This is a genomic window from Bradyrhizobium sp. Ken64, assembly GCF_055807555.1.
The window spans coordinates 122,679-147,276 of sequence record NZ_JBVVPA010000016.1 but is presented as its reverse complement, the minus strand read 5'-3'; the positions used below and the strand labels follow the sequence as shown (position 1 = coordinate 147,276).

The following is a 24,598-nucleotide window of genomic DNA, read 5'->3' as shown; positions in this document are numbered from 1 at the left end:
AGGCGTTTGCTCAAGCCTCGGGAGCGACGCTCGTTCCTCGCTAGGACGCCCGAGCCTGCTTGCGGGCATTGCGTCGGCGACGGCGCGCCGCGAGTCGTCCTCCGACCCTCTCCGCCGGAAAGTGCCGCGTGATCGCCGGTAGGAGTTCCGGCTCTGAGGGAGGTTGTTGGGCGGCAATCGGCGCTTGGTCCGGACGAGCTTCCATCAGATCGAGCACGGCGCGGCCCTTGGCCGTGATGCGCCACCCGCCATTTGTCCGGTCGATCAGCCCTTGCGAAAAGATGTCCAGGCCGGGCACCCGCGCGCCCAGCCGCCGGGTACGCTCCGTCCAGTCGCGACCGCTGGTCGCCAGAATGGCCATATCCCGCTTGAGATCCTCCAAGGCGGCGAACCCATCCGGGTAGCTCACCAGGATCTTGAGGACCGTCACGTGGAAATTCACCCCCGCCCCCACATGACCATCGTCACATCGTCGGGATTTCTGACAGAGCATTGCGGGCCGCTTGCTTGAGCCGATCCGCAGAGATGTCACCCCTGCTTGCAGTCTCCAGAAGCTTCGAGGCTACGCGGGTCCTGGCGCCGATCTCACAGCGTGGAACACCTTCACACACCTCGTCGAGGACGGTGCGCAACAACGCCTTGGTCGCGGTATCGATCATGGAAAGCCCCAGCGGAAAGTTTCACGGTAGGGCAATCGCTCCGGCCAGGGATTCAACATTGTTAATGAGCTGAAAATTTCGCTGCCTGGCTACTGCCGGCTTGGCGATGTTTCGGGGTTGCCGAGCGCGCGACCGTCCTGGTTACTGCCCGCATTGCGCGTGAGGTCGTGCGAACCTCCGTCGCTCGCCAATCGTAGTCGAGGCCGAGCGGCAAGTCGCAGGGACCTGCGACAATACACGCACACTACAGGGGCGCCGCGAAAAGTTGGCGGCGGGCATTTGTGATGCCAGCGATCGGTCAGTATTGCTCCCTATTGCGTGGCGGAAGAGCATCAACGGGCAACAAACTCAAGTTGCATCTCCTGTCGTCACAATTACGGCCATCCCATCACGATTGTGATCCTTTGTACTCCGTCATGACGGCTGCGTTTATCGTTGCGGATTGGAGGTTGCTTTGGACCCGGATCGACTTCTCTTCATCCGATCGCGCCGCGATACCTCGCCAGCACGCGCCGCGTGCAGACATCTCTCATCAGGATTGTTCGCAACGATTGCGCTTATCACTGCAGCACCGGTTTCGACGCACGCTCAGACAAACTGGACCGGGGCATTCTCCAATGGCTGGTTTAACCCTCTAAACTGGAGCGCCGGTGTTCCGAACACGGCGACCAGCGCAAACATTGACACGGTGATCCCAAATTCGACGGAGGTCAGGGGACCGGGAGCAACAGCATTAAACCTTGCAGTCGGTCAAAACGGGACAGGAATGCTCGTCATCCGAAACGGCGGAACATTGACCGACATAGGCGGCTTTATTGGTAATTTGCCGGGTTCGCAGGGTACCGTGATCGTTTCCGACGCCGGCTCCACATGGACGAACATTGGCAACCTCGTGGTCGGCGGTTTGGGCGCGGGCGCGCTCACCGTCGAAAGCGGCGGTACCGTGAACAGTTTCGGCGGCGTCTCCGTCGGATTGTCTACCAACTCGTCGGGGACAGTGACGGTTACCGGCGCGGGCTCCAGTTTGAACATCACTGCAGGCGGCGGGTTCAATATCGGCAGTTTTGGCACGGGCACGCTCACCATCACGAACGGTGGAACGGTCATCAATAACACTGCGTTCACTGCCAACGTTGGTAGCAATGCAGGCTCGCTCGGTACGGTAAGGGTGGCGGGCGCGGGCTCTATCTGGAGCAACAGTTCGGGCGTGAACGTCGGCAACTCGGGCACCGGCACGCTTACGCTTGCGGAAGGCGGCGTCGTTACGGCGCCTAGTGTTGTGATCGCGGCAAATGTAGGTGCGACTGGAACGCTCAACATCGGCGCGGGCGCGAGCGCCCCGGCGGCTGCGCCCGGCACGCTCAACACCCCGAGCGTGGCATTTGGCGCCGGCGCCGGCGCAATCAACTTCAATCATACGTCCGCCGACTATGTGTTTGCACCGACGATCAGCGGTACCGGCACCGTCAATGTGCTTGCCGGTACCACCAGGCTCACCGCTGCCAACAGCTATTTCGGCGCGACGAACGTCAACGCGGGCACGTTGGGAGCCGGCGCGGTGAATACGTTCAGTCCAAATTCGGCAGTAGCGGTGGCCCCAGCTGGAACGCTCGATCTCAACGGCTTCAACCAGACCGTACTCAGCCTCACGAACCGCGGTCTGGTGAGCATGGGTACGAGCACTGCCCCGGGCAAGGTCCTGACGACGAACGGCTACATCGGGATTGGCGGAACGATCGCGATGAACACATTTCTTGGCGCCGACGGTTCGCCGTCGGACAGGCTCGTCATCAATGGCGGGAATGCGACCGGAAATTCCTTTTTGCGCATCACCAATGTCGGCGGCCCCGGCGCCGAGACGGTGGCAAACGGCATTACAGTGGTGCAGGCAATTAACGGCGGCACTACGGCTCAAGGTGCTTTCGCGCTTGCCGGCGAGGTGCGCGGTGGCGCCTTTGACTATTTTCTTTTCCGTGGTGGCCTCGACCCCAGCAACAGTCCCAACGACTGGTTCCTACGATCGACCTTCACCGTGGGGCCGCCGATCGAGCCGCCGACCTTGCCGCTGCCGATCCTGCCGCCCGAGCCGCCGGTGACAGGGCCGCTGCCGCCGGGCGTCTATCCAATTATTGGGCCGGAGATCGCGACCTATGGCGTGGTCCAGCCGATCGCCCGGCAATTGGGGATGACGACGCTTGGCACCTTGCATGAACGCACCGGCGATACTTCGCCGACCGCAAACACGGACACGCCGTGCCCAACCGATGGTAACACATGGGACAGGATGCCGCGCAGGAGACCGGTGAAGGCGTCGACAGATTGCCTGAATGCCGTCTGGGGACCTTCGGTCTGGGGCCGGTTCCTGGGCCAGCAGATCGACAACCACTACAAGGCGTTCGCTGATCCGCGCACCTCCGGACAGGTGCTGGGTTTTCAGAGCGGAATGGATCTCTGGCGAGGCGAATGGATACCGGGCCATCGCGATGCCGGAGGCATTTATGTCGGATATGCCAACGCCAATGTCGATGTGAGCGGCCTGGTCACGAACGAAGCAGCGACCGGCTACGTGCTCCGTCACACCGGCGGTCTCAATCTCAATGCATGGTCGGGCGGCGCTTACTGGACGCATTACGGCCCGAATGACTGGTACCTCGACGCGGTGGCGCAGGCGACGCGCTATGAAGGCGCGGCCTCGACGCAATTCGCCAGCCTTTCAACCACCGGTTTCGGCTTCCTCTCGTCGTTGGAGACGGGCTATCCCATTCGGCTGCCGATGTTCGGGCCGGGCTTCGTGCTGGAGCCGCAGGCGCAGATCGTCTGGCAACATGTGTCGTTCGACGACGCCCATGATGGCCTAGGTGCGGTCGCACTGGGTACTACGTCGGGCACCAGCGGGCGGATTGGCCTGCGCGGCCGATGGACCGTCGTCAGCGACAGCGGCCAGGTGTGGCAGCCTTATGTTCGCGCCAATCTGTGGCGCGATTGGGCGGCGCAGGCGACGACGACATTTTCCGGTGTCGATCTGGTGCCCTTGCTTGAGCAGACCACGCGCCTGCAACTGGGAGGCGGGGTGAGTGTGAGGATGAACGCCAACGTCAGCTTCTACGCCAATGCCGACTACCAGTTCGCTGTCAGCGATACCGACGGAGGCAGGCGCGACGGCGTCCGCGGAGCGGCCGGTATGCGATATGCGTGGTGAACTCGAGGTCATACGGAGAAAAGAGTAGCTAAGAGCAATAAAGTGATCTTGCAAATCCCATTCCCGCCTCCGTCCCGTTCACCCTTCTCCGGCCACCACTTCGACGGCGGAAATCTTCTGGCTAAAGATAACGGATGGGACCGCATGCTGAATTGGTGGCAGTTGTCTGAAGCGGTTGGGCGGCTTGCCTGCTTGTCGCGGCCCGGCGATCTGCCCTCCCTCGCCTTTACAGAAAGTCGCCAACATCGCCGGTTGGCGCAAATGCCGCATCCGCCAAGGCTTGACCGTAGCAACGACGGCCAGGACCACACGTCTATATTTTGGCATCCGGTGAAACACGCCGAAACTAACAAAATACTTGAAGCACGGATTTTTCGACTACCCTGATGCAGGCTGTTTCAGCGGGCTTCACCAAATTGAGGGCCCGGCCCTAAGCCTTCCAGCGGTCCGCACGACAAGCTGAAAGACTCAAAGCCGAGCCCTTTGGTCCAAGCCTTAGGAGCCGAAACCACATGGATAACAGCATCGCCGCCTCCGCCGCCGGCAAGCGCGGCCGCAACAGCAGCGTCATCCTGACCGACCGCCTGTGCGAGAAGCGGGTCGCCAAGCGAGCCAAGCTCTACGACCGCAAATGCCCTGGTCTCTACGTCAGCATCACCGCGGCGGGCGTGGCGACCTTCTCGTACAAGTTCACCGACCGGCAGACCGGGAAGCAGCGTACCGGCTGGCTCGGCGTCTACAATCCCGAGACCTTCACCGTCGAGGACGCCCGCAGCAAGGTCTACGGCCTCAAGGGACTGGGTGCCAAAGCTCTCGCCGAGACTTTCCGGGACCAGAAGGCCAACAAGGCAAAGCGCGGCAAGACCGTCGCCGAGATCATTGAGGAGCGGATCGACTGGATGAAGACGCCAGTCAAGAAGCCGGATGGCGAGATGCGGCTCCGGCTGGAGGCTTGGCAAGACACTCGCGAGAGACGTCACGAATCATGACATCGCAACACTCTCGAATGACATCGTCGCGGGGAAGTTCGGCAAGCCCTCCGTCAGCAACGCCCGCGATATGCGCAAGGCAGCCTCGGGGCTGTTCAACTGGGCGGCTGAAGCGGGCCGCGACTATGTGACCGCCAGTCCTTGCATCAACCTGCCGAAGCTCGATCCCGGGCATCCGCGCACGCGAGTCCTGTCGGAGAATGAGATCAGGATCTTCTGGCATGGACTGGATCGCAAGGACCTGCCCTGGGACCGCCGGACCCGGCTGGCGCTCAAGTTCGAGTTCGTAACCATGCTGCGCTCGCGTGAGTTGCTCGGCGCGCACCGGAGCGAGTTGTTCGACTCGACAGCGAGCACCCGCGGTTTGACATGCCCCTCAAGCGGGTCAAAAAGCGGCGCGGGATCCAGCAGCCCTTGTCTGATCTGGCGATCATCAAGGAAGCGCTCGCGCGGGAGGATCAGCAATTTGTGTTCGAAAGCCCCATGTACAAGGGCCAGCCGATCCACCGCAAAGCGATGGCCGATGCGTTGCGCGGCACAAAACACGAGAAGAACGAGGACAAGACCAAGACGCCTGGGCTAGGCGCCGGCGATCGAGGATCGCGCCTGATGGCCGCCATGGCAGCAAGGAGCGTGATTTAATTCTTCGGTGCAAACGCTTCGGTCGCCGCCTTCATGGCAGACTCGCCCATGCTTCTGGTTTGCTCGGTGAGCAATCGCATTTGGGCCTGGAAGAAATCAGACTGGATCTCGAGGGCGTCCTTCATGTCCTTGGCCTGCATGAGCTTGTCGCCGAGGTCGAACGTCGCGGTGACGTTGCGCTGCATGTAGCCGCAGAACTCCTTGGCGCCGCTTGCAATCGGCAGCTTTGAGGCACTTAAGCCCATTTCCAGCTGCTCGAAATACTCGGCGTTTGCCTTGCGCAGGCGAACCAGCGTCTCGGCGAGCATGGTGCGGAGACCCGCTGCGGATGGATTGCTATCGGCCATGGTGTCATTCCTCCTTGTTATGCCGTAAGTCCCCCGAACCACGCGCCAAAATAGCCGGCGTAGAGCGCGGGCATTTCGAGATTCATCGAATGTCCGATACCGGGCACCACGACGAGGCGGCAGTCCGGCATTGCCGCGGCCATCGTGCGAAGGTCGGCGGGGGGGATCCAGCCGTCCCGTTCGCCCCACAATACCAAATGCGAATGCCCGATCTCCGGCATGCGGCTCTCCAATTCCCGACTCTCCCGCTCGCGTGTGAGATTGACGGGCGTCCCGATCCAGATGCCCTCGGAGACGCCGAAGGTTTGGTCGATGATCCGCTCGAACAGCGCCTGGATGTCCGCGCCCCCTGGACGGAATTGCGGGATCTTGTTCGGCGCCATGCTTTCCGGCACGAACAGCGATGATGCCGCAGTCGCCATCACCGAACGGGTCAACTCCTTGCTTGCCATCATCGCCCGAAACAGTCCGATCTGATCAGCATTGAAGGCCATGCCCAACGGCGTGACCGGATCAAGCGCAAATACACGCCCGAACCGCCGTGGCTGCATCAGCAGCATGCGGGCCGCGATGATGCCGCCGGTCGAATGCGTTGCAAGATGGCAGTATCCAATGTCCAGCGTATCGAGCGCGGCCAGCATGTCTTCCGCATGCTGCTGCATCGTATAGTTGGTGTAGTCGACCGTAGGCTTCGGCCGGTCGCTATCACCGCAGCCGCGCCAGTCGATCCCGATCACGCGGAGGCCGGAGGGAAACAGCGGCGCAGCGAGCTCGATCCAGTCCTTGCTGGCGAGATTGCCATGGATGAAGACGACCGTGACGGCGCCTCGTCCCCACTCTCGCCAGCCCAGCTGGACTTCGCCTGCCTGCACCCTCGGCATCGACCGGCCCTACTTGTTGAGGCCAGCGGTAGGCGCGGCCCCCGGCGGTGTCGGAGCCACCGGCAAGGCCGAGACCACCGCCCCCTTGATCATGCGATCGGTTCCGACCGGCGATGAGGTGTCGACGCTTCCCCGCGTCACGAAATCCACGACATCGGACGGGTATTCGACCGGATTGTCTGTGTGAATGAAATGCCCGGTCTCCGGATAGATCTTGAGGATCGGCCGATTGCCTGCATTGCTCATGCGCGTCATGAACGGCGTGATGGCGTCGCGTCCGAGGTCCGTCAGCCCGTTGAATGCCGGCGTCGGGATGAACGGCTCCTTGTCGCCGAATGCAAGGAAGATCGGCGCCTTGATCTGCGTGAGCCGCTTGTAGAGGTTCTTCGGATCATCCTGCTGCAGTTCCGCGCCGATCGTGTAGATGTCGTAGATAAAGATATTACACCACTGCTCCAGCTCCTTCGGATTGCCCTTGGTCAGTCCGACGCGCTGCTCGGTGTGGAGGCGGGCATATTCGCTGTCGCTGAAGAAATAGCCGCTTTTGGCGGCCGACACCGCGCCGGTCTCCGGGTCACGCTTCTTGAAGTAGAAGAAGTCCCGGATGTTCTGCTCGTCGCGCGCCTTCTCCGCGGCAAGGATCCCGGTCTGGTCCCAGGTAGCCCTCCATTTGTCGAAGTCATGATCGAAGGCCGGGTCGAACAGCGGCGCCTTTTTGCCCTTGGCGATGGTAATCTCGCGCGGATATTCCTCGAGACCGGACGGCGCCTCCAGCGCGAGGCCCTGCACTGCATCCGGCCAGGTCAGGGCATAACCCATCACGAACTGACCGCCGAGCGAATGGCCGAGATAATACGCCTTCTTGACGCCGAGCTGGTTGACGACGAGATCGTAGATGACCTCGCGCATGTCCTGCATGGTGCGCGCCGGGCTCTTGTCGAGATTGCCGGGGCCTGACATGCCGTAATGCGGCAGGTCGGGCACGATCACGCGCAAGCCGCTGCGTAGTGCATACTGCATTATGTTGCCGTAGTGCCCGCCGAACGCGCCCTTGCCATGGATGATCACAAGGATCTTCGGATCCTTCTCCGTGCCGGCATATTCATCCATGTAGCCGATCTGCCAGGAATTTCCGCCCTTGTCTTTGGCATTGGCGTATTTGACCGGATAGGGATACGTCACGAACTCTTTCCAGAACGACTTTTTGGGGTCGATGTTCTCGGCGACGCCGGGCACGCGATAATTCTTGTCAACGAACTTCTGCGCGCGGTCCAGGCTCGCCACATCATCCATGAAGGCAACGAACTTCGGGTCGTTCTTGCGCTGGTTGATGATCGGAAACACACCATAATGTGCGACCGGGCTTTCCTGAGCGATAAGGTCCGCACCGGGTACACGGTCGACAGCCTTCTGAGCCAACTTGAAGTTCAGCCACAGGTCATTCGTGATGTGCATCACCAGCGTCCGCGCCTGGATGCGGCCGAGATAAGGGTTGATGTTGTGCGTTTCGCCGACACGGTTGCGCCAGACCAGGTCGACCGCATCGTAAAGCTTGGCACGGTTGACGACGTTCAAAGCCGCCTTTTCGTTCGGGGGGTCCCAATAGAAGATTTCGGGCTGGACGGCGCCCCAATTCTGGGTCGTACGGAACGCAAAGTCATAGCCCGTCATGCCGAGGATCGACCAGCCGAACGCCACGCCCGGCATCGGATGCTTCTCCTTGGGCAGCTTGTAATAATCACCCTTCGTGTTCTGCCACACCGGATCGGATTCGATCGCTGCCGTCATCATCTGGAATGTCCAGTTGCCGACCGGATCTTCGCCATCCGACTGCGTGGTGCCGCCGATCGGCATCAGTGCGCCGATATATTCGGGATGCATCACGCCCCAGACATAGGTCTGCGTGCCGCCCATGGAAACGCCGGACACCAGCGCAACGCGCGCGACCTTCAGCCCGTCGCGCAGCATTCGGTAATTGGCCTGGACCATGTCATAGTAGCTGTACTGCGGAAACTTTACGCCGAGACCGTCCGAAGGTTTGCTGGCGCCCCAGGTTCCAAGCGGATCGACCATGATGACATAGTAGCGATCCGTATCGATCGGCCGGCCCGGGCCGATAATTGGCACGGTGCCTGATAACGCTGCTCCTTTGACCCACTGCTCGTACATGTCAGTGGAGTCACCGGAATAATATGAGTTGATGACAACGGCATTGGTGATCTCACCAGCTGCGTTGCGCCGCGGCGTACCGACGGCGATATAGGCGGTGTGCAGTTTCCCGGCGCCAAGCGATTCAAGGGTGACACCGCCCTCGCCGCCATTCTCCCACTTCGAGGGATCGGCGAGATCGTACTTGCCGCCAAGCCGGAAATTCGCAATCTCGTACGTCTTCTTCAGCCCGTCATGCTGTATCTGCGACGAGCGGCGCGTGAAGGGCTGCGCGACCGCGAGCGATGTCCCGATCAACAGCAGCAGCAGGCTGATGAGATATCGCCGCATGACATGTCTCCCGATCATGACGAATTCCTCCGGCAGGCTTGATTTTTGCCGAAAGCTAGGAGCGGACGCGGCGCGACCCTTGATCTAGCGCAAGGGAATTTGAACTGCCCGCGCGAGAATTTTGAGAACAAATTACATGCCGGGTCGCCGCGATGCCTTTCCTCACCCACGGCTCCTACCGGATCCGGTATGAGCTCGACGGTCCTGCGACGGCGCCGGCCTACGTGCTGGTCAATGGACTGACTCAATATTCCGAACTGTGGACCGCTTATCGCGACGCGCTCATCGCACGGGGGTTTCGCGTCGCGACATTCGATCTGCTCGGCCAGGGCGCCTCCGACAAGCCCACGCTTTTCATCAATCAGGACGACCATGTCCTTGCGCTGCATCGCTTGATCGAGATGCTCGGTGAAGGACCGGTCTTCCTCAGTGGAATCAGTTTCGGTGGCCTGATCGCGCTCCGCTACGCCATCGAGCATGGGGCGCGCCTCTCGGGTCTGGTGCCAATGAGTTGCTTTGCCGAGCTTTCGCCTCAACTTCTCCTGATCGGCAACGCACTACGCACCGGCCTAATTCTGGGTGGAACCGGCTATCTCCAGGATCTGCTGCTGCCGATGAATCTGTCCGATGAATGGTTGAAGCCGCTGTTGGACAAGCTCGACGTGGTCAAGCGGCAGGGCTGGCTGGTCAATGACCTCTACGCGTTGCAGAACCTGATGGAGTCGTTCCTCGACTTCCAGCCGCTGACGCCGCAACTCGCCTCGATCGCCGTCCCAACCATGATCCTAAACGGAGAATTCGACTTCCTGACGCCGCGCGCCCTACACGAGACGCTGCGTGTCGGAATCCCCAACAGCGCGCTCGTGATCATCCCAGGCGCCTATCACGCTTTCACGTTGGAAAAGGGTGCGCTCACAGCCGACCTGCTCGCGCGCTTCGCCGATGACGTGCTGGCCGGACGCTGGCAGGGGAACAAGGCGGTCTGGATTGCGCCTGAGGATCCTGGCGGTGAGCTCACTCCATTTCCCGCCGGCTACGACCATCTGCGTGCCATCCCCGTCCAGAGGACCCGGGCATGAGCGGACTTCTCGGACCACTCGACTCCGAAGGCCGCGTGCCGCCCAGCCAGCAGACCCGCGTCGCCGCTTTCCTGATCTCGGCCCATGGCGCTCTCGCAAGGCAGTTCGCCCTCGCCCTGCCGGCTAAGTTCGAGGCCGGTTGGCAGACAGAACTGAACGCTCAGCTCTACCGCGAAAGCGAGATCGTCTCGCTTCTGATGCGCGCAACCACATGGGTGCCGGATCTCGCCCTGGGTTATATGGCCGTATCCTGGGAGGCCGCCTGGCTTCCGGCGCCGAACGAAGGCATTGCCGATCGCTCTCTTTGGCAAGCAGTCCACCTCGCCACGCTCGCGCATGCCATCCACGCCGGGATCCGGCCAGCGGCGTTACTACCGCTTGAGGCAAACCCGAATGACCCCTTCGTGATGGCTTTGCGCCGCATCGAGTTCGAGAGCGGGCGCTTGTTGCAGGCGCAAATCCTGTTCCTGAAAGGTCCCGACCTGCTACCCTTCCGCGACACCGTCAGTACAGTCCTGGAAAGCCGACACACCGAACTGCGCAAGCTCTGGCACGACACGCTCGCGAGCCTGGGAATCGTCTGCGAATGATGCGGAGCCTTGACGCAGATCAAAGCAGCGCGACTTCCGCCCTCCAGCATTTATCGACCGCCCTGCACGCGCCGACCGGAGTTCTCCCTCATGAAGGCCATTTCGCTTGAAGAAGCCGTCGCAATGATCCCGGCCGGGGCGAGTGTCATGGTCGGCGGGTTCATGGGTGTCGGGACACCGGAGCGCCTGCTCGACGAGGTGGTGCGGCAGAAGAAGGGCGGCCTGTCGCTGATCTGCAACGACGCGGCGATCCCCGGCAAGGGCGTCGGCAAGCTGTTCGATGCTGCGCTGGTCGCGCGATTGACTGCAACGCATATCGGTCTGAATGCGAAGGCACAGCAGCAGATGCTGGCAAACCAGATCGCCGTTGATCTGGTACCCCAGGGAACCTTCGTCGAGCGCATTCGTGCGGGTGGATGCGGGCTGGGTGGAGTTTTGACGCCAACCGGCGTCGGCACGCTGGTTGCGCAGGGCAAGCGCGAGATCGAAGTCGACGGAAAGCCTTTTCTGCTTGAGACGGCCTTGCGTGCGCAGTTTGCGCTAGTGCACGCCTTCCTTGCCGACTACCTCGGCAACTTGGCGTACGCACTGACCTCGCGCAACTTCAATCCAGTCATGGCGATGGCCGCCGACACCGTGATCGTCACGGCGGAGAACATTGTGCCGGTCGGCGTGATCGCGCCCGACCACGTCGTGACCCCGGCGCCGCTCGTCGACTACCTCATTACAAACGGGTGACGACATGGATCCGCAGATCATCATCGCCCGGCGCGTCGCCAAGGAGCTTCGGAGCGGCGATCTCGTCAATCTCGGCATTGGTATTCCGACGCTGGTCGCGAACTACGTTCCAACGGACCTGAAAGTGTTCTTCCAGTCGGAAAACGGCCTGATCGGAACGGGGCCTATCCCCGAGCAAGGCCTGGCTCATCCGACGCTAACGGACGCAGGGGGGCGCCCGATTAGCGCACTGCCCGGGGCCTCGACCTTTGACAGCGCGATGTCGTTCGGGCTGATCCGCGGCGGCCATGTCGACGTCACGGTGCTTGGCGGTCTTCAGGTCGATGCCCATGGCCATCTCGCCAACTGGATGATCCCGGGCAAGATGGTTCCTGGCATGGGCGGCGCCATGGATCTCGTCAGCGGCGCGAAGCGGGTCATCGTCGCCATGCAGCATGCTGCAAAGGGCAAGTCAAAGATCGTTGCCAAATGCAGCTTGCCACTGACCTCGGCGCGACCGGTGAATCTGGTCGTCACCGACTTGGCTGTGATCGGCTTTGCCGATGGCAGGGCGACGCTTCTAGAGACCGCGCCGGGCGTCACGATCGGCGAAGTGATGGCCGCGACAGAAGCCGACCTCCTCGTCGGCGACCATGTCCGGGAGATGATGATCTGAAGGTAAGGGACATGCGGATATTCGGCGATTTTGATGAGATAAGATCTGCGGTCGGCACCGAAATCGGCGCTAGTGAGTGGATCGAGGTGACGCAGGACCGTATCAACAAGTTTGCGGAAGCGACCTGCGATGAACAGTGGATCCATGTCGATCAGGAGCGCGCGAGGAAAGAAATGCCCGGGGGCACCACCATCGCCCATGGCATGCTGTCCCTGGCGTTGGCACCGATGTTCATCCGCTCGGTGATGGGGTTAAAAGGCCTCCGAAACACCCTGAACTACGGTGCCGACAGGATCAGGTACCTTTCACCGGTCCCGGCGGGCTCGAAGCTGCGCGGCCGCGTCAGCGTTGCTGAAACGGAGGACGTGCCTCCCGACGGGCTGCGCGTGAACTATCATCTGGTCATCGAGATCGAAGGCGGCAAACGACCAGCCTGCGTCGCCGAGTTGATCGCCCTGCACTATCGCTGAGCCGCGTCCCGTCCTCTTCAATCGATGATGTGATAGCCGCCATCAATATAGAGAACGCTTCCCGTAATGAGCTTCGCCCCGTCGAGCGCGAGAAATGCCGTGGCATTGCCGACGTCTTCAATGCTGACGAGACTGCGCGAGGGCGCCTTCGATTGCGCCTTGTCCATCAGTTCGTCGAAGTCGGGAATGCCGGAAGCCGCTCGCGTGGCCAGCGGTCCGGGCGAAATGGCGTGCACGCGGATACCCTTCGGGCCCAGCTCGGCGGCGATGTAGCGCACCGAAGCCTCAAGCGCAGCCTTGGCCACGCCCATGACGTTGTAGTTCTCAACCACCATCTGGCTGCCATAATAGGTCATGGTGAACATGGTGCCGCCGTTCTTCATCAGCGGCTCGGCCAGATGAGCCATGCGCATGAAGGACCAGCAGGAGACCTCCATCGTCTTCAGAAACCCGTCGCGGCCGACGTCCACCACACGTCCGTGCAAGGCTTCCTTCGGTGAGAAGGCGATCGAATGCAGCAGGAAATCGAGTTGGCCCCAGTCCCTCTCGATCCGGGCAAACACGTCTTCAGTCTGCCCCTCCGTCATGACATCGAGGGGCATGAAAATAGACGCATCGAGCGCCTGCGCAAGAGGCTCGACGTGCCTCTTCGCGCGCTCGTTCAGGTAGGTGACGGCGACATCAGCGCCGAGAGCGCGAAAGGCCTTGGCGCACCCCCATGCGATCGACTGGTCGTTGGCGATTCCTACGACGAGGCCTTTTTTCCCCTTCAGGGCAATCTTGGAATCTGGAAACACTGGAATCATGATGCCCTCTCCTGCCTCTGATTGTTCGATGTTCTCTTCATCAGCAGCGACAGTGTGTGCTGCGCGATCATCAACTCCTCGTCGGTCGGCACCACATAGACTGGAATGCGACTGTCGGGACCCGAGATCAGCTGTGAGTGGCGCGTATTCTCGGTTTGATTGAGGGTGACGCCCAGCCACGCGAGCTGGCCAGCGACATGCGCGCGAATTGTTGCGGAATTTTCACCGATACCGGCTGTAAAGACAAACGCGTCCAGCCCCTGCAGCGCCGCGGCAAGCATCCCGGCATTGAGCCCTATGCGGTAGCTGAAATATTCAATCGCGAGTCTGGCTCTCGGATCCTCACTGCTCTCCAGTTCCCGCATATCGTTGCTGACGCCCGATAACCCCTTCAAGCCGCAATCGCGGTAAAGGAAGTTCCGGACGTTGGAGGCTGACATCCCCTTCTCGGAAATGAGATAGAGCACGACCCCGGGGTCGATCTGACCAGGGCGGGTTCCCATCGGAAGCCCATCGAGAGCGGTGAAGCCCATGGTGCTTTCGACGCTTCGTCCCGCGCTGAGAGCGCACATCGAGGCGCCGCTTCCGAGGTGAGCGACGATCACCCGACCATTCGCGATTTTCGGCGCGACCTTTGGCAAGGTCTTCGCAATGTATTCGTAGGAGAGACCGTGAAAGCCGTAGCGACGCACGCCTTCGGCATAAAGATGATGCGGGATCGCATAATGATCGGCGACCGCGCTATGCGTGCGATGAAATGCAGTATCGAAACAGGCGACCTGCGGAAGCTCCGGGAAATTGCCGAGAATCGAGCGGATCGGCGCCAGATTATGGGGTTGATGCAGCGGCGCGAGCGCAATGAACCGCTCCAGCCGGGTGACGACACCATGATCGATCTGGGTCGGCCGGTCGTAGTCCGGGCCACCGTGAACGACGCGATGACCGACAGCGATCGGGTGAATGCGTTGCTCGTCCCGCAACCAGGCGCCGGCAATGTCCATCGCGGCCGGTACATCCGGCACCGCCTCGATCGGATAGGCGCGATCCGCAAGCGGATCGCCGGTGGAGCCACTCGCGCGCAAACGCGGGCGGCTGCCGATCCCATCCATCTGCCCTTTCAGCTGTCGCCGCAATATTCCGTCACCCTCGATCGAGTAGACCTGGAACTTGACGCTGGAGGAGCCGGCATTGACCACAAGGATGGTATCCATGGCGTTCACGCGGCAATCGTTGGAGCACGCCGGCGCCGGGCATGGGCATACAGCGCAGCGACCGCGCACGAGGCCATCCGCGCACGCGCCGAATCCGCGCGTGACGTCAGGACGACCGGGACGCGGGCTCCGAGCACGATGCCGGCGCCGTCCGCCTTGGCGAAATAGGCGAGATTCTTTGCCAGCATGTTGCCGGCCTCCAGGTCGGGAACGACCAGGATCTGAGCGCGACCGGCGACCTCGGACTTGATCCCCTTGATGCGCGCCGCCTCCACGTCGATGGCGTTGTCGAAGGCCAGTGGACCGTCGAGGATCCCTCCGGCGATCTGCCCGCGGTCCGCCATCTTGCAGAGTGCCGCCGCCTCTATCGTAGACGGAATTTTCGAGGTCACGGTTTCAACCGCTGACAGGATTGCCACGCGCGGCGATTTACCGAACCCAGCTTCCACATACAGATCAATGGCGTTCTGGATGATGTCGCGTTTGGCGTCCAGATCAGGGAAGATGTTGATGGCCGCGTCCGTCACGAAGATGGTCTCCGCATAGGCCGGCACGTCCATCACGAAGACATGGCTGATACGCCGATCGGTACGCAGGCCTCCGGCCTTCGCGGTGACCGCGCGCATCAACTCATCCGTATGCAAGCTGCCTTTCATCAACAGCTCACCTCGGCCGGCGTGGATCAGCTCTACCCCCTTTGCAGCGGCTTCATCGCTATGTGCTGCGTCAACAAGCTCGAAGGCCGCGATGTCGAGACCATGCCTGGCGGCCGTATCCCGGATCTTCCTTTCAGGTCCGACCAGGAGCGGCCGGATAATGCCGGCCTGTGCACTATCGACAGCGCCCCGCAATGAGCTTTCATCGCACGGATGCACAACGATGGTTGGGGCCGGCGGCACGGCCTGCGCGGCCGCGATCAAGCGGTCGTATTTGCTCGGGGACTGTGCCTGCGACGTGTCGGCTGACATGAGCCGGTTCCTTCCAGACAGTGTTACGATGCCCTCGCCTTGGGGTCGAAAGGGGCAACGTTCGACGCCCTCCCCGACGTTTCGGCGTCGAGACCGAACAGCTGTGCGACACGCTGCAGGCGGCTGGCGCGCTCGCCTGTGATGTCCTCGCTGGCCGACAGCACCTCGCTCATCGTCGTGAAAGCCGCGCGGCGTTGATTGACGTCGTCGGGAAGCAACTTCGGGATAACGGCCAGCGCCGCCTCGCGATCGAGCAGCAGCATGAAGAACTGCTCGCGAACCAGCATCTTGAATTCGGCAAGCGTTAATCGCGCTCCGCTGTCGTCGCGACGAGCCTGACGCAACGCCTCGATGCTGCGTTCATCCACCATTCCTCTCGCCGAGCCGATATAAAGCAGGGCACGGATGGCCGCCTCGCGAAGCCCCCCTTCGCCAATCCTGGATCGGAGCTCGGCGATCCGTTTGTCGAGCATGGCACGGTGTTCGGCCGGCATCTCGCGCCGGCGCGACGGTTCAGCTTTCGGATCTATGCCGACCGCCGCCTGTAGCGCCGGCGAGCCGTAGACGTTGAGGAACATCGCCTCGCTCATCGCTTCCTGCGAATCGCGCCAGCTGTCCAGCGCATGAACGATCTGCTTAGAGACCTGCTCCTGAAATGCCAGGAACGGATTGTCGTTCGAAACCGGCTTGCGGTTCTCTTCTAGCCCTTCCGCTGCCGACTTCACCGCGCTCATCCACGGATTCTGACTTCTGAACGCCTCGTACTGCGTCCGCAGCGGATGCAGATTGCGCATCATCTCCGCCGTCTGCGGCGCCACCATGCTTTTGATCCAGGGCTGCACGAACTTGCGGTAGGCGGCAAGATTGAGCTCCGAGACGCGTTTTGCCGCGGCAAAGCGCCGCTCGTCCTCAGGCGAATTGCCACCCATGGCCCGAATATCGTCTAGTGTCCGGGCCTCGCAGCGCATCACCCACTGGCCCACAACGAGATCGGAACTGGTGGTTTCTTCGTCCTTGGCTTCGAACGTTGCTTCGTAAAGGCCGGGTGGTAGTACATCGATCAGATCGATGTTGCTGGAAAATTCGGCGTGCTCCTTCTTGGCGACACCACCTGACACGAAGATGCCGAGATGGCCGACGTTCTCGTGAACGGTATAGACGATCGTCTGCCCATAGGCCCTGATGTCATCAACGTCGGCGTAGCATTCGAGGATCCAACCCAGCGCCTGTTGTGGCGGAGTGATGTTGTCGCCCTTGGAGCAGAACACCACGATCGGCGAACTGATGTTGCGCAGATCTACCTTCTGCCCGTCGGCCATGGTGATATTGCCGGCGGCCAAGTTGTTGCCGACGAAGAGCTCGTCGACAATGAACTGGATCTCCTCGGCGTTGAGATTGACGTGCCCACCCCACCAGCGCTCGAACTCGAGGTAGCGATCGGCTTCGGTATCGACCTTTGAATAGACGTTGTACTGCTTGGTCCAGAGCGTGTTCGAGGGGTTCTGGCCTTCGAAATTCTGGACCAGCCAGGCACCATCGAACTTCCCGCCGCCGAGATCGCTCACGAGCGCAGTTAGCCAGCTTCCGCCCAGAAGGCCGCCCGAATATCGCATCGGGTTTTTGCCATGCACGCCCGCCCAGTACGCGAGCGGGGCTCCGGCGATGATCAGTGGGCCGAACAGTTCGGGCCGAACCGAAGCCAGGATCATGACCGCCCAGCCGGCTTGGCAATTGCCTATCACGCAGGGTTTCCCGTCAGCTTCCGGGTGACGACTGATCACTTTTTCGATGAACAGTGCCTCGGCACGCGCGATACGCTCGATAGTCTGGCCCGGCACCGGCTCCGGCAGGAAGCCGATGAAGTAGCAGGGATGCCCCGCCTTCATCGCGACGCCGATCTCGCTGTCGGCCTTGAACCCGCCGATGCCTGGACCGTGCCCGGCGCGTGGATCAATCACGATGAACGGCCGCCGCGTGGAATCGATCTCGACGCCGGCTGGCGGGACGATGCGGGCAAGCGCGTAATTGACGGGTTCGTCCAGCTTGCGGCCATCGATGATCAGTTCGGCCGCATATTGCAGAACGTGTGGCGCGGTTTGGGCGACGTGCTCCCGATATTGGTCGCCGCGCCGGCGCATCACATCGAGGAAGAGTATGCTCCGTTGCCCAGCATCGACCATGTATTCAATCGCCGAGGCGACGAGACCGGACATCGGACCACCGGGTGATCCAGGCACTTCCATCTGCATGCTCCGACCTCGATGTGGTATGAATGCATCCAAAGCCCGCCGCAACTGCAGGCCTTTGATATAGGTCAATGCTGGACGGCGAGTACGCCGACCCAGTCGTGTCAGGTCGTCATCCCGCCCGAATGTGTCGAGCTGACTGCCGAGAGTCAGGCCGCCGGCTTTTGCGGGGCCCTTGATACAAATCAAACGGGTAACCGACCTCCCGTTCATAGACGAGCCTCAGGCCGTCGTGTTTTCCGCCGCCCGAGCCGAGACCTCGCATGTCGGACATCGCCAAATACAGCGTGACGGAACGCTTGCGGGACGGCAGCACGGCCGAAATCCGAGCGTTGCGGCCGGCCGACGAGACGGCTGTCCTCGACGCGCTGGATCAGACCAGCAAGCAGTCGTTGCAGCGCCGTTTTTTTGGGATCAAGCGTCATTTCTCGGACAAGGAGCGCGCGTTCTTCATGGATGTCGACTTCATGAATCACGTCGCGCTGGTGTGCGAGGTCGGGCAGCCCGAGCGGACAATGATTGTCGGAGGCGCTCGATACGTCGTGTTTGAGCCCGGACGAGCCGAGTTGGCCTTCGTCGTCATCGACGCTTGGCAGGGCCGAGGCATCGGCTCCATCTTGATGCGCCACCTTGGCGAGATCGCCTCCAATGCCGGATTGCGTGAACTCACCGCTGAGGTCCTGCCCGAGAACAAGTCCATGCAGGCGGTGCTCGGCAAGTTTGGCTTCAGGCCGGACGGCAACCGCGACCCACACACGATGAATTTGGCGCTACACCTGGGCAAAGAGGGGCGGTGATCAATGAGCGGTGCATGGCGCCCGCGCTCAAGATCTTGCGGAGCGATGCATCGTCGCACCCCATCGCCGGTCGGCCCCGGGCGCCCTGGTTATCCTGTTGCCGGCCGTTCCGGTCGGCCCGGCTATCGTCCCGTGGCGGTTATCCGGGCTGATACTATGGCTACCGCATATACGGAGCGGCGGCGCCGTAGGAGGGGCCGCCCTCCGAGCTGCAGCCTAGGGAGCTACGACAGCTGCTAGTACGACAACTATGGCAATTACGTCCCGGTCAGCACCTTACTGACTGCTGCCCATCGGCGACAGGTCACCTCACGCCGTCGCGGCGCTTTCTTTTTACCTGCGTATCGATCCGTGGCAGAGACTTTGCGCCCACACATTTTGTGGCCTCAAATAACAAAAACTTGGCGACTTCCCGCAAGCGAGTGTCTGCCGAGTACTGCTATCTCCGATCGACCTCACCCCAATGCGCAGGCTGGTCGCGGTGGACCAAAGCGCTTGGTCAATGCTCCCACAAGACACCCAGGATCGAATTTTGGTCGACGGCAGCATGCCCGAAAGAGCGCTTACGCAACTGAAGATCGCGCAGGCTTACGTTCGGCTTTCGTGCATCCCAGACAACGATCAAAATTTATCCGTTTCGGTCGCCACGGTGGCAAGCTGTGTAATACGCATGTTGCGAGGTCCCAAACTCGATCTGAATGGCGTGCCACTATTTTGGCTAGAGCTGTTTGATCTCAGTGCCGGGCTTTCACTCGACAGCTGCTGCTGCCACAGCATCGAGGATGCGGTACCGGTGCTTGAGGGCTTCGTTGCCCAGGCCGCAGCCATGAGCCAGCCCGGGGGCGAGCCGCTATGAACGATCACCGGCATCATCTCGAAGCACTGCGAAAGCAGGCAGCAGAGGCTGCGTTGATAAGCGCGCTTACGACCTCGCCAGAGAAGCGAGAACTTTTCGCCAAGATTGCGGAACATCTCGACACGCTCGCGGCTGCTGTGGAGCTGGCATTGAAGGCCGGCTTCATGTCAGAGGCAGGTACCGGACCACATAGGTTGGGGACTGCTGGGGCAAAGATTTGATCTAGCTCAACGCGGCCTTTGGTTATGCGCCGACGGTCGGCACATGAAACCGCTCGTCAGAAAACGCGGCGCGGCTAAAAAGCTCAAGCTGTCCTACACGGAATGGCGCGCCGAATCGTCGCGGAATACGGCAGCCAGCTGGGGCGACCATCAACACCTCCGGACGATGCTCACGCATTCGAACGCTTCCATGCACCCGGTTGCAACCTTTAGCATAGTCTCGACGGGTGTTCGGAATGACAAATTTGAAATCGCGAGCCGTCTATCTGGTTCTTCTTTTGGTTCAGCTCAGTGGAGCCCTTTTCATAATCTTGGAGGGCTTGCCCGAATTTAGGCACTTGATGAACTATCCCGGTGAGCAGCTGCCGTTCGAACGATCTGACAATCTTGCTGCACCGATCATGATCATGGCAATGCAGGTCGCCTATTGGTATCGCCTGCAGCGCGTTCCGCTTCCCCCTCAGCGCTCGAATCCAATCCTGAGCCACCTGTTTTTGTTTCTGGGGCGTCTTGCCTTCATTTTTGGTGGGTCGCTGTTCGGCGTCGTGTTCTTCAGACATTTGCCTGAGATCCATCAGGGCGCCGATCTATGGCTCATGTTTCGTCGCGGGCTGCAACTCCTGGCGTCGCTGTTCGCGCTATTCTGCGTAACGCTTGAATTAGAGCGATTAGGGCGCGCGCTTGGAAGTAACCAATAGCCGCCTCGCCTGCTTCAACACCACGCCGGGCTTCACGCCACGGCCCAATCTGCATTGGGACACAATGCAGTAGCCAAACACTGACATCCTGTTTGTCTAAGGCGCGCCTGCCAATCGTACAAGCTTCCAACGACTGGCGAGAACGTCGAAGGCCCCGGTGCAGTCACCATCTTGATCGGGGCCGGTCGCGCCGTGGGTGGCCTACTTTCTCGGGTCTGGAATGATCACGCCCGCGAAGTGTGATTCACAGACCCACGACCTTTCCGCGTTCGTGCGCATTTCCGCTGGGCTGGAGAATCCCGGGTTGGCGCGCATGATCGTGGCGATGCCGGTCAAACATTTCGCGCAGGCATCCAAGCCTGGGGGCGGATACTGCTCAAATGCCTCTCACACTGCTCCGCTGCTGCGCATCTTTCCCTCAAATCGTTTTTGGTCATCAGGAGTCCGGATTGCAAACTTCTAGGTGTCTTTCTAACGACACCGAAGCTCTCAGTAGCACGGCGGATATGGGTAGTAACCGCAGTGTCGACGGTGATAGTACGCTCCCGTGGCCGCTGCTCCAACGGCAGCCGCGCCTACCGCAGCTCCATAGTATCCACGCCGATAAGCGCGCCGATGCACTCGCCTATGAACCCCCGCAACGCTGCCTGGTGTGAGCGGACGACCGACACGAGCATCAGCTTGGTCGACGGACATAACGACTGTCCCGGCCGGTGACAGGTGAAACGACACTGGCGTCAAGCACAACATCGCTGCACCGAGGCCTGCGCCCAAAACCGCTGATATTTTCATGTTTTCTCCTGTTTGGTTCGTTGCGAATTGCCTAGTGGCGCATGACTACGTTTCTCTTCGGCACCACCGTCGTGCCATTTCTGGTGCGGCTGCGCGCAGCCTGTGCACGAAAGCATCGCTGACGTTGACCTAGATCAACCCAGCCGCCGAATGAGGTTGTCGGGTCGGGGGTTACGAAAGATAAGCATGCTGAAGATGATCCGCCGAGGGAGGAGTAAACCAAGACAAGCGCCCAGCACGTGCCTGCTGCTATTTGGCCGCAGCGGATCGAACGCTCCGGTCTTTTTTGTTTCCGCCCCGCAGCCCTTGCCCTCTTATTGACCGACGGGCGAAGCGGTCAAGTTGGTGAGCCAAGGCTCTCCAGCTACGGAAAGGCTCATAAGCACCGAAGATCGGGGGGCCGGGTGGAAAACTGGCCGACTTAGGTAGCTCTGTTCTGAATGGCCGTTGGTAGGGTGCGAGATTTGTTCTTCTTGCAATACGTAACGACCGCACTGGAATTCCTCTGCAGACGGTCGAAGTCCAATAAACTGTTGCTTGCTGCGGCGTTGTAGTAGCCACTCATAAAATATCTTACAAACTCTTGATCCGCTGGACCGTACGCCAACCAGGTTCCGCAAGTGATCTTGTTAAAATCCAGCGTAGCGTTAGGCACCGCAGTTACGCCTATCGATTTTTCCAGCCCTGCCATCACACTGGCGCTCGGGTTGGATTGGCACCACCCTCTTACGCTTGCGACATTTGTCCGATGCAGGTCAAAATCCACAAAAGTCCTCCGACTTTCATAAGCAAACCAGCCGGTCATCCAAGCCGAAAACTTACTCGACGGTGCAGCCGGCATGGCAAGATATTCGCCACAGGTGATGCTGCGAATATCGGCCGTCGTGGCACGCGCCTCACTGGCGAAAGCTGAGGACACTAAGATCAGCGCAAGCAGAAGCAATCTGCACCTCATTGTGATGACCTCCCGAGCAACGATTGGCTACCAGACCAAGCAACAGCGTGATCACACATCCCGTGACCACAACTGCATTCGGGCGTTGTGGCGACAGCCTAGTTGATCTAGATCAACGCCGGCGAAGCAATGTCCCTGCCAACCATCCCGGCTCAAGCAAAGTATGTCCTCGCGAAGGCAACGAAGTACTCGTCACGTCAATTTAAGGATGGCGCACACTGACGCAAGAGACCGTGAGGTGGCGCTTACGCCGGCCGCGATTCGGGCGTAATGTACTCACTCAAGAGTCGATCGATCACTAATTGGGTCTCAACTTCGGTTCGGAATCCTGCAAGGATCAAAATAGAACCTCGCGGCGATTCTTGCGCCAGAGACGTCTCGCGGGTACCTTCGGCCGTGATTGACGGGTCCGGGAAGTGCCGTCGGATCGAGGCATGACAAGACATGATTTCCCCCTCTTCGAAGTGAACTACTCCGGAGCAAGCTGCAGCAGGGTAGACGGACTCGCAATTGCACCAAAGGGCATCGTCCTTGGGAACACTATGAATAGCACTTGAGCCGGCCTGCGAACCCGAGCGCCATGACGTCACCCTTTCTCCGCTCCACACTCGGCAAGTACTCCGCTCGTCGAAGTAATCAACGGCAATTAGGGCTTTTCGTTGCAACTCAGTTTCTGTTGAGACCTTGACCGGAACTGTCGTGGTGTCATTCCGGTCCATCGCTTGAACGCGTGTGTGAGGGAACTCAGTTCGCGATAGCCAAGCAGCCAAGCAACTTCAGACACGGGTAGCTGCTCTTCTTTGAGATACCGCTTTGCAAGCGCGGCCCGCAACTCATCAAGGATTTCAGCGAAGGACGTCTTCTGTTCGCCAAGCTTGCGTGACAGCGTGCGGGTACTCAGTCCCATCTGCCGTGCGACTTCCTTCGCGACGCCTCTACCGTGAGGCAGCAGTGTGGTAAGCGTCTTTTCGACTTTTGAACGGACCGTCGGGCCATGCGGCACTTTCCGTACCAACGCTTCATCCGCATAGCGTCGCAACAAATCGTGCAGATAGCCGTCGCGGCCGACCAGCGGAAGCAGTGCCACCGGCACCGGAAAGGAGATCACATCGCCGTCAGCGCCGAACTCGACGTCCCTGCCAAAGAACGTTCTAAATTCGGGCGGCAGCGCGGCTCGCAGGTGCCTCACTTGGAGCCTGGACGGCACCAGACGGCCATCCGTCACCTGCCTGCAGATCCGCACCAGCGTCACTATCCAAAATTCGATCTGTTGCCGCTCGCCCCTTCGATCGACACCGACATATTCGAGGGCAACGGTCGCAGTATGCCCCTCCATGTCGAAACACAGCCGGACTCCCTCATTCATGATCCGGCTGTACCGTTCCGCGGCACGAAGCGCGTCGGCGACATTCTCCGACGACGCCATAACGTAGTAGACAAGGCCGATCTCACGCAGATCAAAGCTCCGGGCCAGCCGGAAACCCAGGATGTCGTCCTCCAATACTTGGGAGGCCAATTCCAGAATTTTGATCTGAGTCGCCACCTCGAGCCGGACCGCAGGGTCGCGGAAGTCATTCAGCGTCAATCCCGCCTTGGACAGTAGCGCAGCTGTGTCTTGGCCAGAGGCAGCGACGCGCGCGCAAGCCAACCGTGCAATACCGCCCGTCGCGCTAGGTATCGCACTCAGGCTTCCCGCCGACCTATAACTCGCTCCTGCCTTGCTCAAGACCTCAAAGCCTACATTTATGGCGATCCAGCATTGGGCGATCCCCGTCACCATAGTAGAAACATCCTGCTGCAGCGCCCTTTCACATTTGCCCGACTGCGTATCCCCGGAACGTCCAAGCGGTGGTCTTCCAAAGCCGCTTTTCTTTTCAGGCGGGAACTCAAAAGGTCGCGGGGCTTCGATTTCCTGCAAATGCCTGAGGTCATTGCGTTCGCAATGTTTGACCTAGGTCAACACTGGGCCACCAGGGATCCAAGATTGATTACGTGGGGCACGAATGCTCAGCGTCGTCATTCCAGGACGGCCGAACGATATAGAAGACAAGCGCGATGCTTATAACGTCCTTTCCGCTTTAGAGGTAATCGTGTTGATCAGCGCGAGCGTGATCCCGGACGATGCTCTGGCCCGTCGCGGTGGTGGCGGCGGCTTCCGGGTGGCGGAGGATCACGAAGCCCGAATGAGAGCCGGAGGTTTTCAGGCGACAGTTGCCGAGGAGGAGCTGTTCACGCTGGACGCATTCGCGGCGGGCGCTGCCGGACGCTCGCCCCGGTGCACCCGATCGCGGAGCGGCCGG

22 protein-coding genes are annotated in these 24,598 nt (G+C 60.6%); 10 read left to right on the top strand and 12 right to left on the bottom strand.

Annotated features, from left to right (window positions below):
- Positions 1–40: 40 nt before the first annotated feature.
- Both AC0L2F_RS24870 and AC0L2F_RS24865 read right to left on the bottom strand, forming a co-directional pair.
- On the bottom strand, positions 41–442 hold the full coding sequence (locus AC0L2F_RS24870; protein ID WP_473250180.1) for a hypothetical protein: 402 nt from the start codon (positions 440–442) through the stop codon (positions 41–43).
- Between the two features lie 22 nt (positions 443–464).
- Positions 465–659: a hypothetical protein gene (locus tag AC0L2F_RS24865; protein WP_063995349.1), complete on the bottom strand. Its 195-nt coding sequence runs from the start codon at positions 657–659 to the stop codon at positions 465–467.
- 766 nt (positions 660–1,425) lie between these two features.
- On the opposite strand from AC0L2F_RS24865, the gene AC0L2F_RS24860 reads away from it, so the two are divergent.
- The 3 genes from AC0L2F_RS24860 to AC0L2F_RS24850 all read left to right on the top strand — a co-directional run bounded on the left by AC0L2F_RS24860 (position 1,426) and on the right by AC0L2F_RS24850 (position 5,489).
- Positions 1,426–3,858 (top strand): autotransporter family protein, encoded by a 2,433-nt coding sequence (locus tag AC0L2F_RS24860; RefSeq protein WP_473250179.1) that lies wholly within the window; start codon positions 1,426–1,428, stop codon positions 3,856–3,858.
- Between the two features lie 512 nt (positions 3,859–4,370).
- Positions 4,371–4,847 carry an Arm DNA-binding domain-containing protein gene (locus AC0L2F_RS24855; protein ID WP_473250178.1) on the top strand — a complete coding sequence of 159 codons (477 nt, stop codon included), beginning with the start codon at positions 4,371–4,373 and terminating at the stop codon, positions 4,845–4,847.
- 414 nt (positions 4,848–5,261) lie between these two features.
- Positions 5,262–5,489 (top strand): hypothetical protein, encoded by a 228-nt coding sequence (locus AC0L2F_RS24850; protein WP_231170972.1) that lies wholly within the window; start codon positions 5,262–5,264, stop codon positions 5,487–5,489.
- Here the strand turns inward: AC0L2F_RS24850 and AC0L2F_RS24845 are convergent.
- From AC0L2F_RS24845 to AC0L2F_RS24835, 3 genes are read right to left on the bottom strand one after another with little or no spacing between them, the layout of a single operon-like run.
- Positions 5,486–5,836 carry a phasin gene (locus tag AC0L2F_RS24845; RefSeq protein ID WP_473250177.1) on the bottom strand — a complete coding sequence of 117 codons (351 nt, stop codon included), beginning with the start codon at positions 5,834–5,836 and terminating at the stop codon, positions 5,486–5,488. The two genes, AC0L2F_RS24850 and AC0L2F_RS24845, sit on opposite strands and share 4 nt — an antisense overlap.
- A gap of 17 nt (positions 5,837–5,853) precedes the next feature.
- Positions 5,854–6,717, bottom strand: coding sequence for an alpha/beta fold hydrolase (locus AC0L2F_RS24840; RefSeq protein WP_473250176.1), 864 nt, complete (start codon positions 6,715–6,717; stop codon positions 5,854–5,856).
- A 9-nt stretch (positions 6,718–6,726) separates the two neighbouring features.
- Positions 6,727–9,234 (bottom strand): alpha/beta hydrolase, encoded by a 2,508-nt coding sequence (locus tag AC0L2F_RS24835; protein ID WP_063995343.1) that lies wholly within the window; start codon positions 9,232–9,234, stop codon positions 6,727–6,729.
- Between the two features lie 134 nt (positions 9,235–9,368).
- Between AC0L2F_RS24835 and AC0L2F_RS24830 the strand changes: the two genes are divergently transcribed.
- From AC0L2F_RS24830 to AC0L2F_RS24810, 5 genes are all read left to right on the top strand, one after another.
- A complete protein-coding gene (locus AC0L2F_RS24830; protein WP_063995342.1) occupies positions 9,369–10,295 on the top strand; it encodes an alpha/beta fold hydrolase in 927 nt (308 codons plus the stop codon).
- Complete coding sequence (locus AC0L2F_RS24825; protein WP_007613194.1) at positions 10,292–10,885, top strand: hypothetical protein; 594 nt, start codon at positions 10,292–10,294, stop codon at positions 10,883–10,885. The genes AC0L2F_RS24830 and AC0L2F_RS24825 overlap by 4 nt, the downstream gene beginning before the upstream one ends.
- Before the next feature lie 90 nt (positions 10,886–10,975).
- Positions 10,976–11,623, top strand: a complete 648-nt coding sequence (locus AC0L2F_RS24820; protein ID WP_007613196.1) for a CoA transferase subunit A — start codon at positions 10,976–10,978, stop codon at positions 11,621–11,623.
- Between the two features lie 4 nt (positions 11,624–11,627).
- On the top strand, positions 11,628–12,278 hold the full coding sequence (locus AC0L2F_RS24815; protein ID WP_063995341.1) for a 3-oxoacid CoA-transferase subunit B: 651 nt from the start codon (positions 11,628–11,630) through the stop codon (positions 12,276–12,278).
- Positions 12,279–12,289: 11 nt separating this feature from the next.
- On the top strand, positions 12,290–12,748 hold the full coding sequence (locus tag AC0L2F_RS24810) for a MaoC family dehydratase (RefSeq protein ID WP_007613199.1): 459 nt from the start codon (positions 12,290–12,292) through the stop codon (positions 12,746–12,748).
- Between the two features lie 17 nt (positions 12,749–12,765).
- Here the strand turns inward: AC0L2F_RS24810 and fabI are convergent, their stop codons facing one another.
- From fabI to AC0L2F_RS24790, 4 genes are read right to left on the bottom strand one after another with little or no spacing between them, the layout of a single operon-like run.
- Positions 12,766–13,554: an enoyl-ACP reductase FabI gene (fabI, locus tag AC0L2F_RS24805; RefSeq protein WP_473250175.1), complete on the bottom strand. Its 789-nt coding sequence runs from the start codon at positions 13,552–13,554 to the stop codon at positions 12,766–12,768.
- Positions 13,551–14,765 (bottom strand): acetate/propionate family kinase, encoded by a 1,215-nt coding sequence (locus AC0L2F_RS24800; protein WP_473250241.1) that lies wholly within the window; start codon positions 14,763–14,765, stop codon positions 13,551–13,553. Before AC0L2F_RS24800 ends, fabI begins: the two co-directional genes overlap by 4 nt.
- A 5-nt stretch (positions 14,766–14,770) precedes the next feature.
- A complete protein-coding gene (locus tag AC0L2F_RS24795) occupies positions 14,771–15,733 on the bottom strand; it encodes a phosphate acetyltransferase (RefSeq protein ID WP_473250174.1) in 963 nt (320 codons plus the stop codon).
- A 23-nt stretch (positions 15,734–15,756) separates the two neighbouring features.
- The gene (locus AC0L2F_RS24790; RefSeq protein ID WP_473250173.1) at positions 15,757–17,982 is read right to left on the bottom strand and encodes a DUF3141 domain-containing protein; all 2,226 of its coding nucleotides are present in this window, start codon (positions 17,980–17,982) and stop codon (positions 15,757–15,759) included.
- A gap of 260 nt (positions 17,983–18,242) precedes the next feature.
- Between AC0L2F_RS24790 and AC0L2F_RS24785 the strand changes: the two genes are divergently transcribed.
- The gene (locus AC0L2F_RS24785; protein WP_063995336.1) at positions 18,243–18,776 is read left to right on the top strand and encodes a GNAT family N-acetyltransferase; all 534 of its coding nucleotides are present in this window, start codon (positions 18,243–18,245) and stop codon (positions 18,774–18,776) included.
- Positions 18,777–19,397: 621 nt separating this feature from the next.
- On the opposite strand, the gene AC0L2F_RS24780 is transcribed toward AC0L2F_RS24785, so the two are convergent.
- Positions 19,398–19,748, bottom strand: a complete 351-nt coding sequence (locus tag AC0L2F_RS24780; RefSeq protein ID WP_473250172.1) for a hypothetical protein — start codon at positions 19,746–19,748, stop codon at positions 19,398–19,400.
- Positions 19,749–20,089: 341 nt separating this feature from the next.
- Between AC0L2F_RS24780 and AC0L2F_RS24775 the strand changes: the two genes are divergently transcribed.
- Positions 20,090–20,551, top strand: a complete 462-nt coding sequence (locus AC0L2F_RS24775; RefSeq protein WP_245313335.1) for a hypothetical protein — start codon at positions 20,090–20,092, stop codon at positions 20,549–20,551.
- A gap of 1,213 nt (positions 20,552–21,764) precedes the next feature.
- Here AC0L2F_RS24775 and AC0L2F_RS24770 read toward each other — a convergent pair.
- Both AC0L2F_RS24770 and AC0L2F_RS24765 read right to left on the bottom strand, forming a co-directional pair.
- A complete protein-coding gene (locus tag AC0L2F_RS24770; protein ID WP_231170975.1) occupies positions 21,765–22,286 on the bottom strand; it encodes an HdeA/HdeB family chaperone in 522 nt (173 codons plus the stop codon).
- 658 nt (positions 22,287–22,944) lie between these two features.
- On the bottom strand, positions 22,945–24,078 hold the full coding sequence (locus tag AC0L2F_RS24765; RefSeq protein WP_473250240.1) for an AraC family transcriptional regulator: 1,134 nt from the start codon (positions 24,076–24,078) through the stop codon (positions 22,945–22,947).
- Positions 24,079–24,598: the final 520 nt, after the last annotated feature.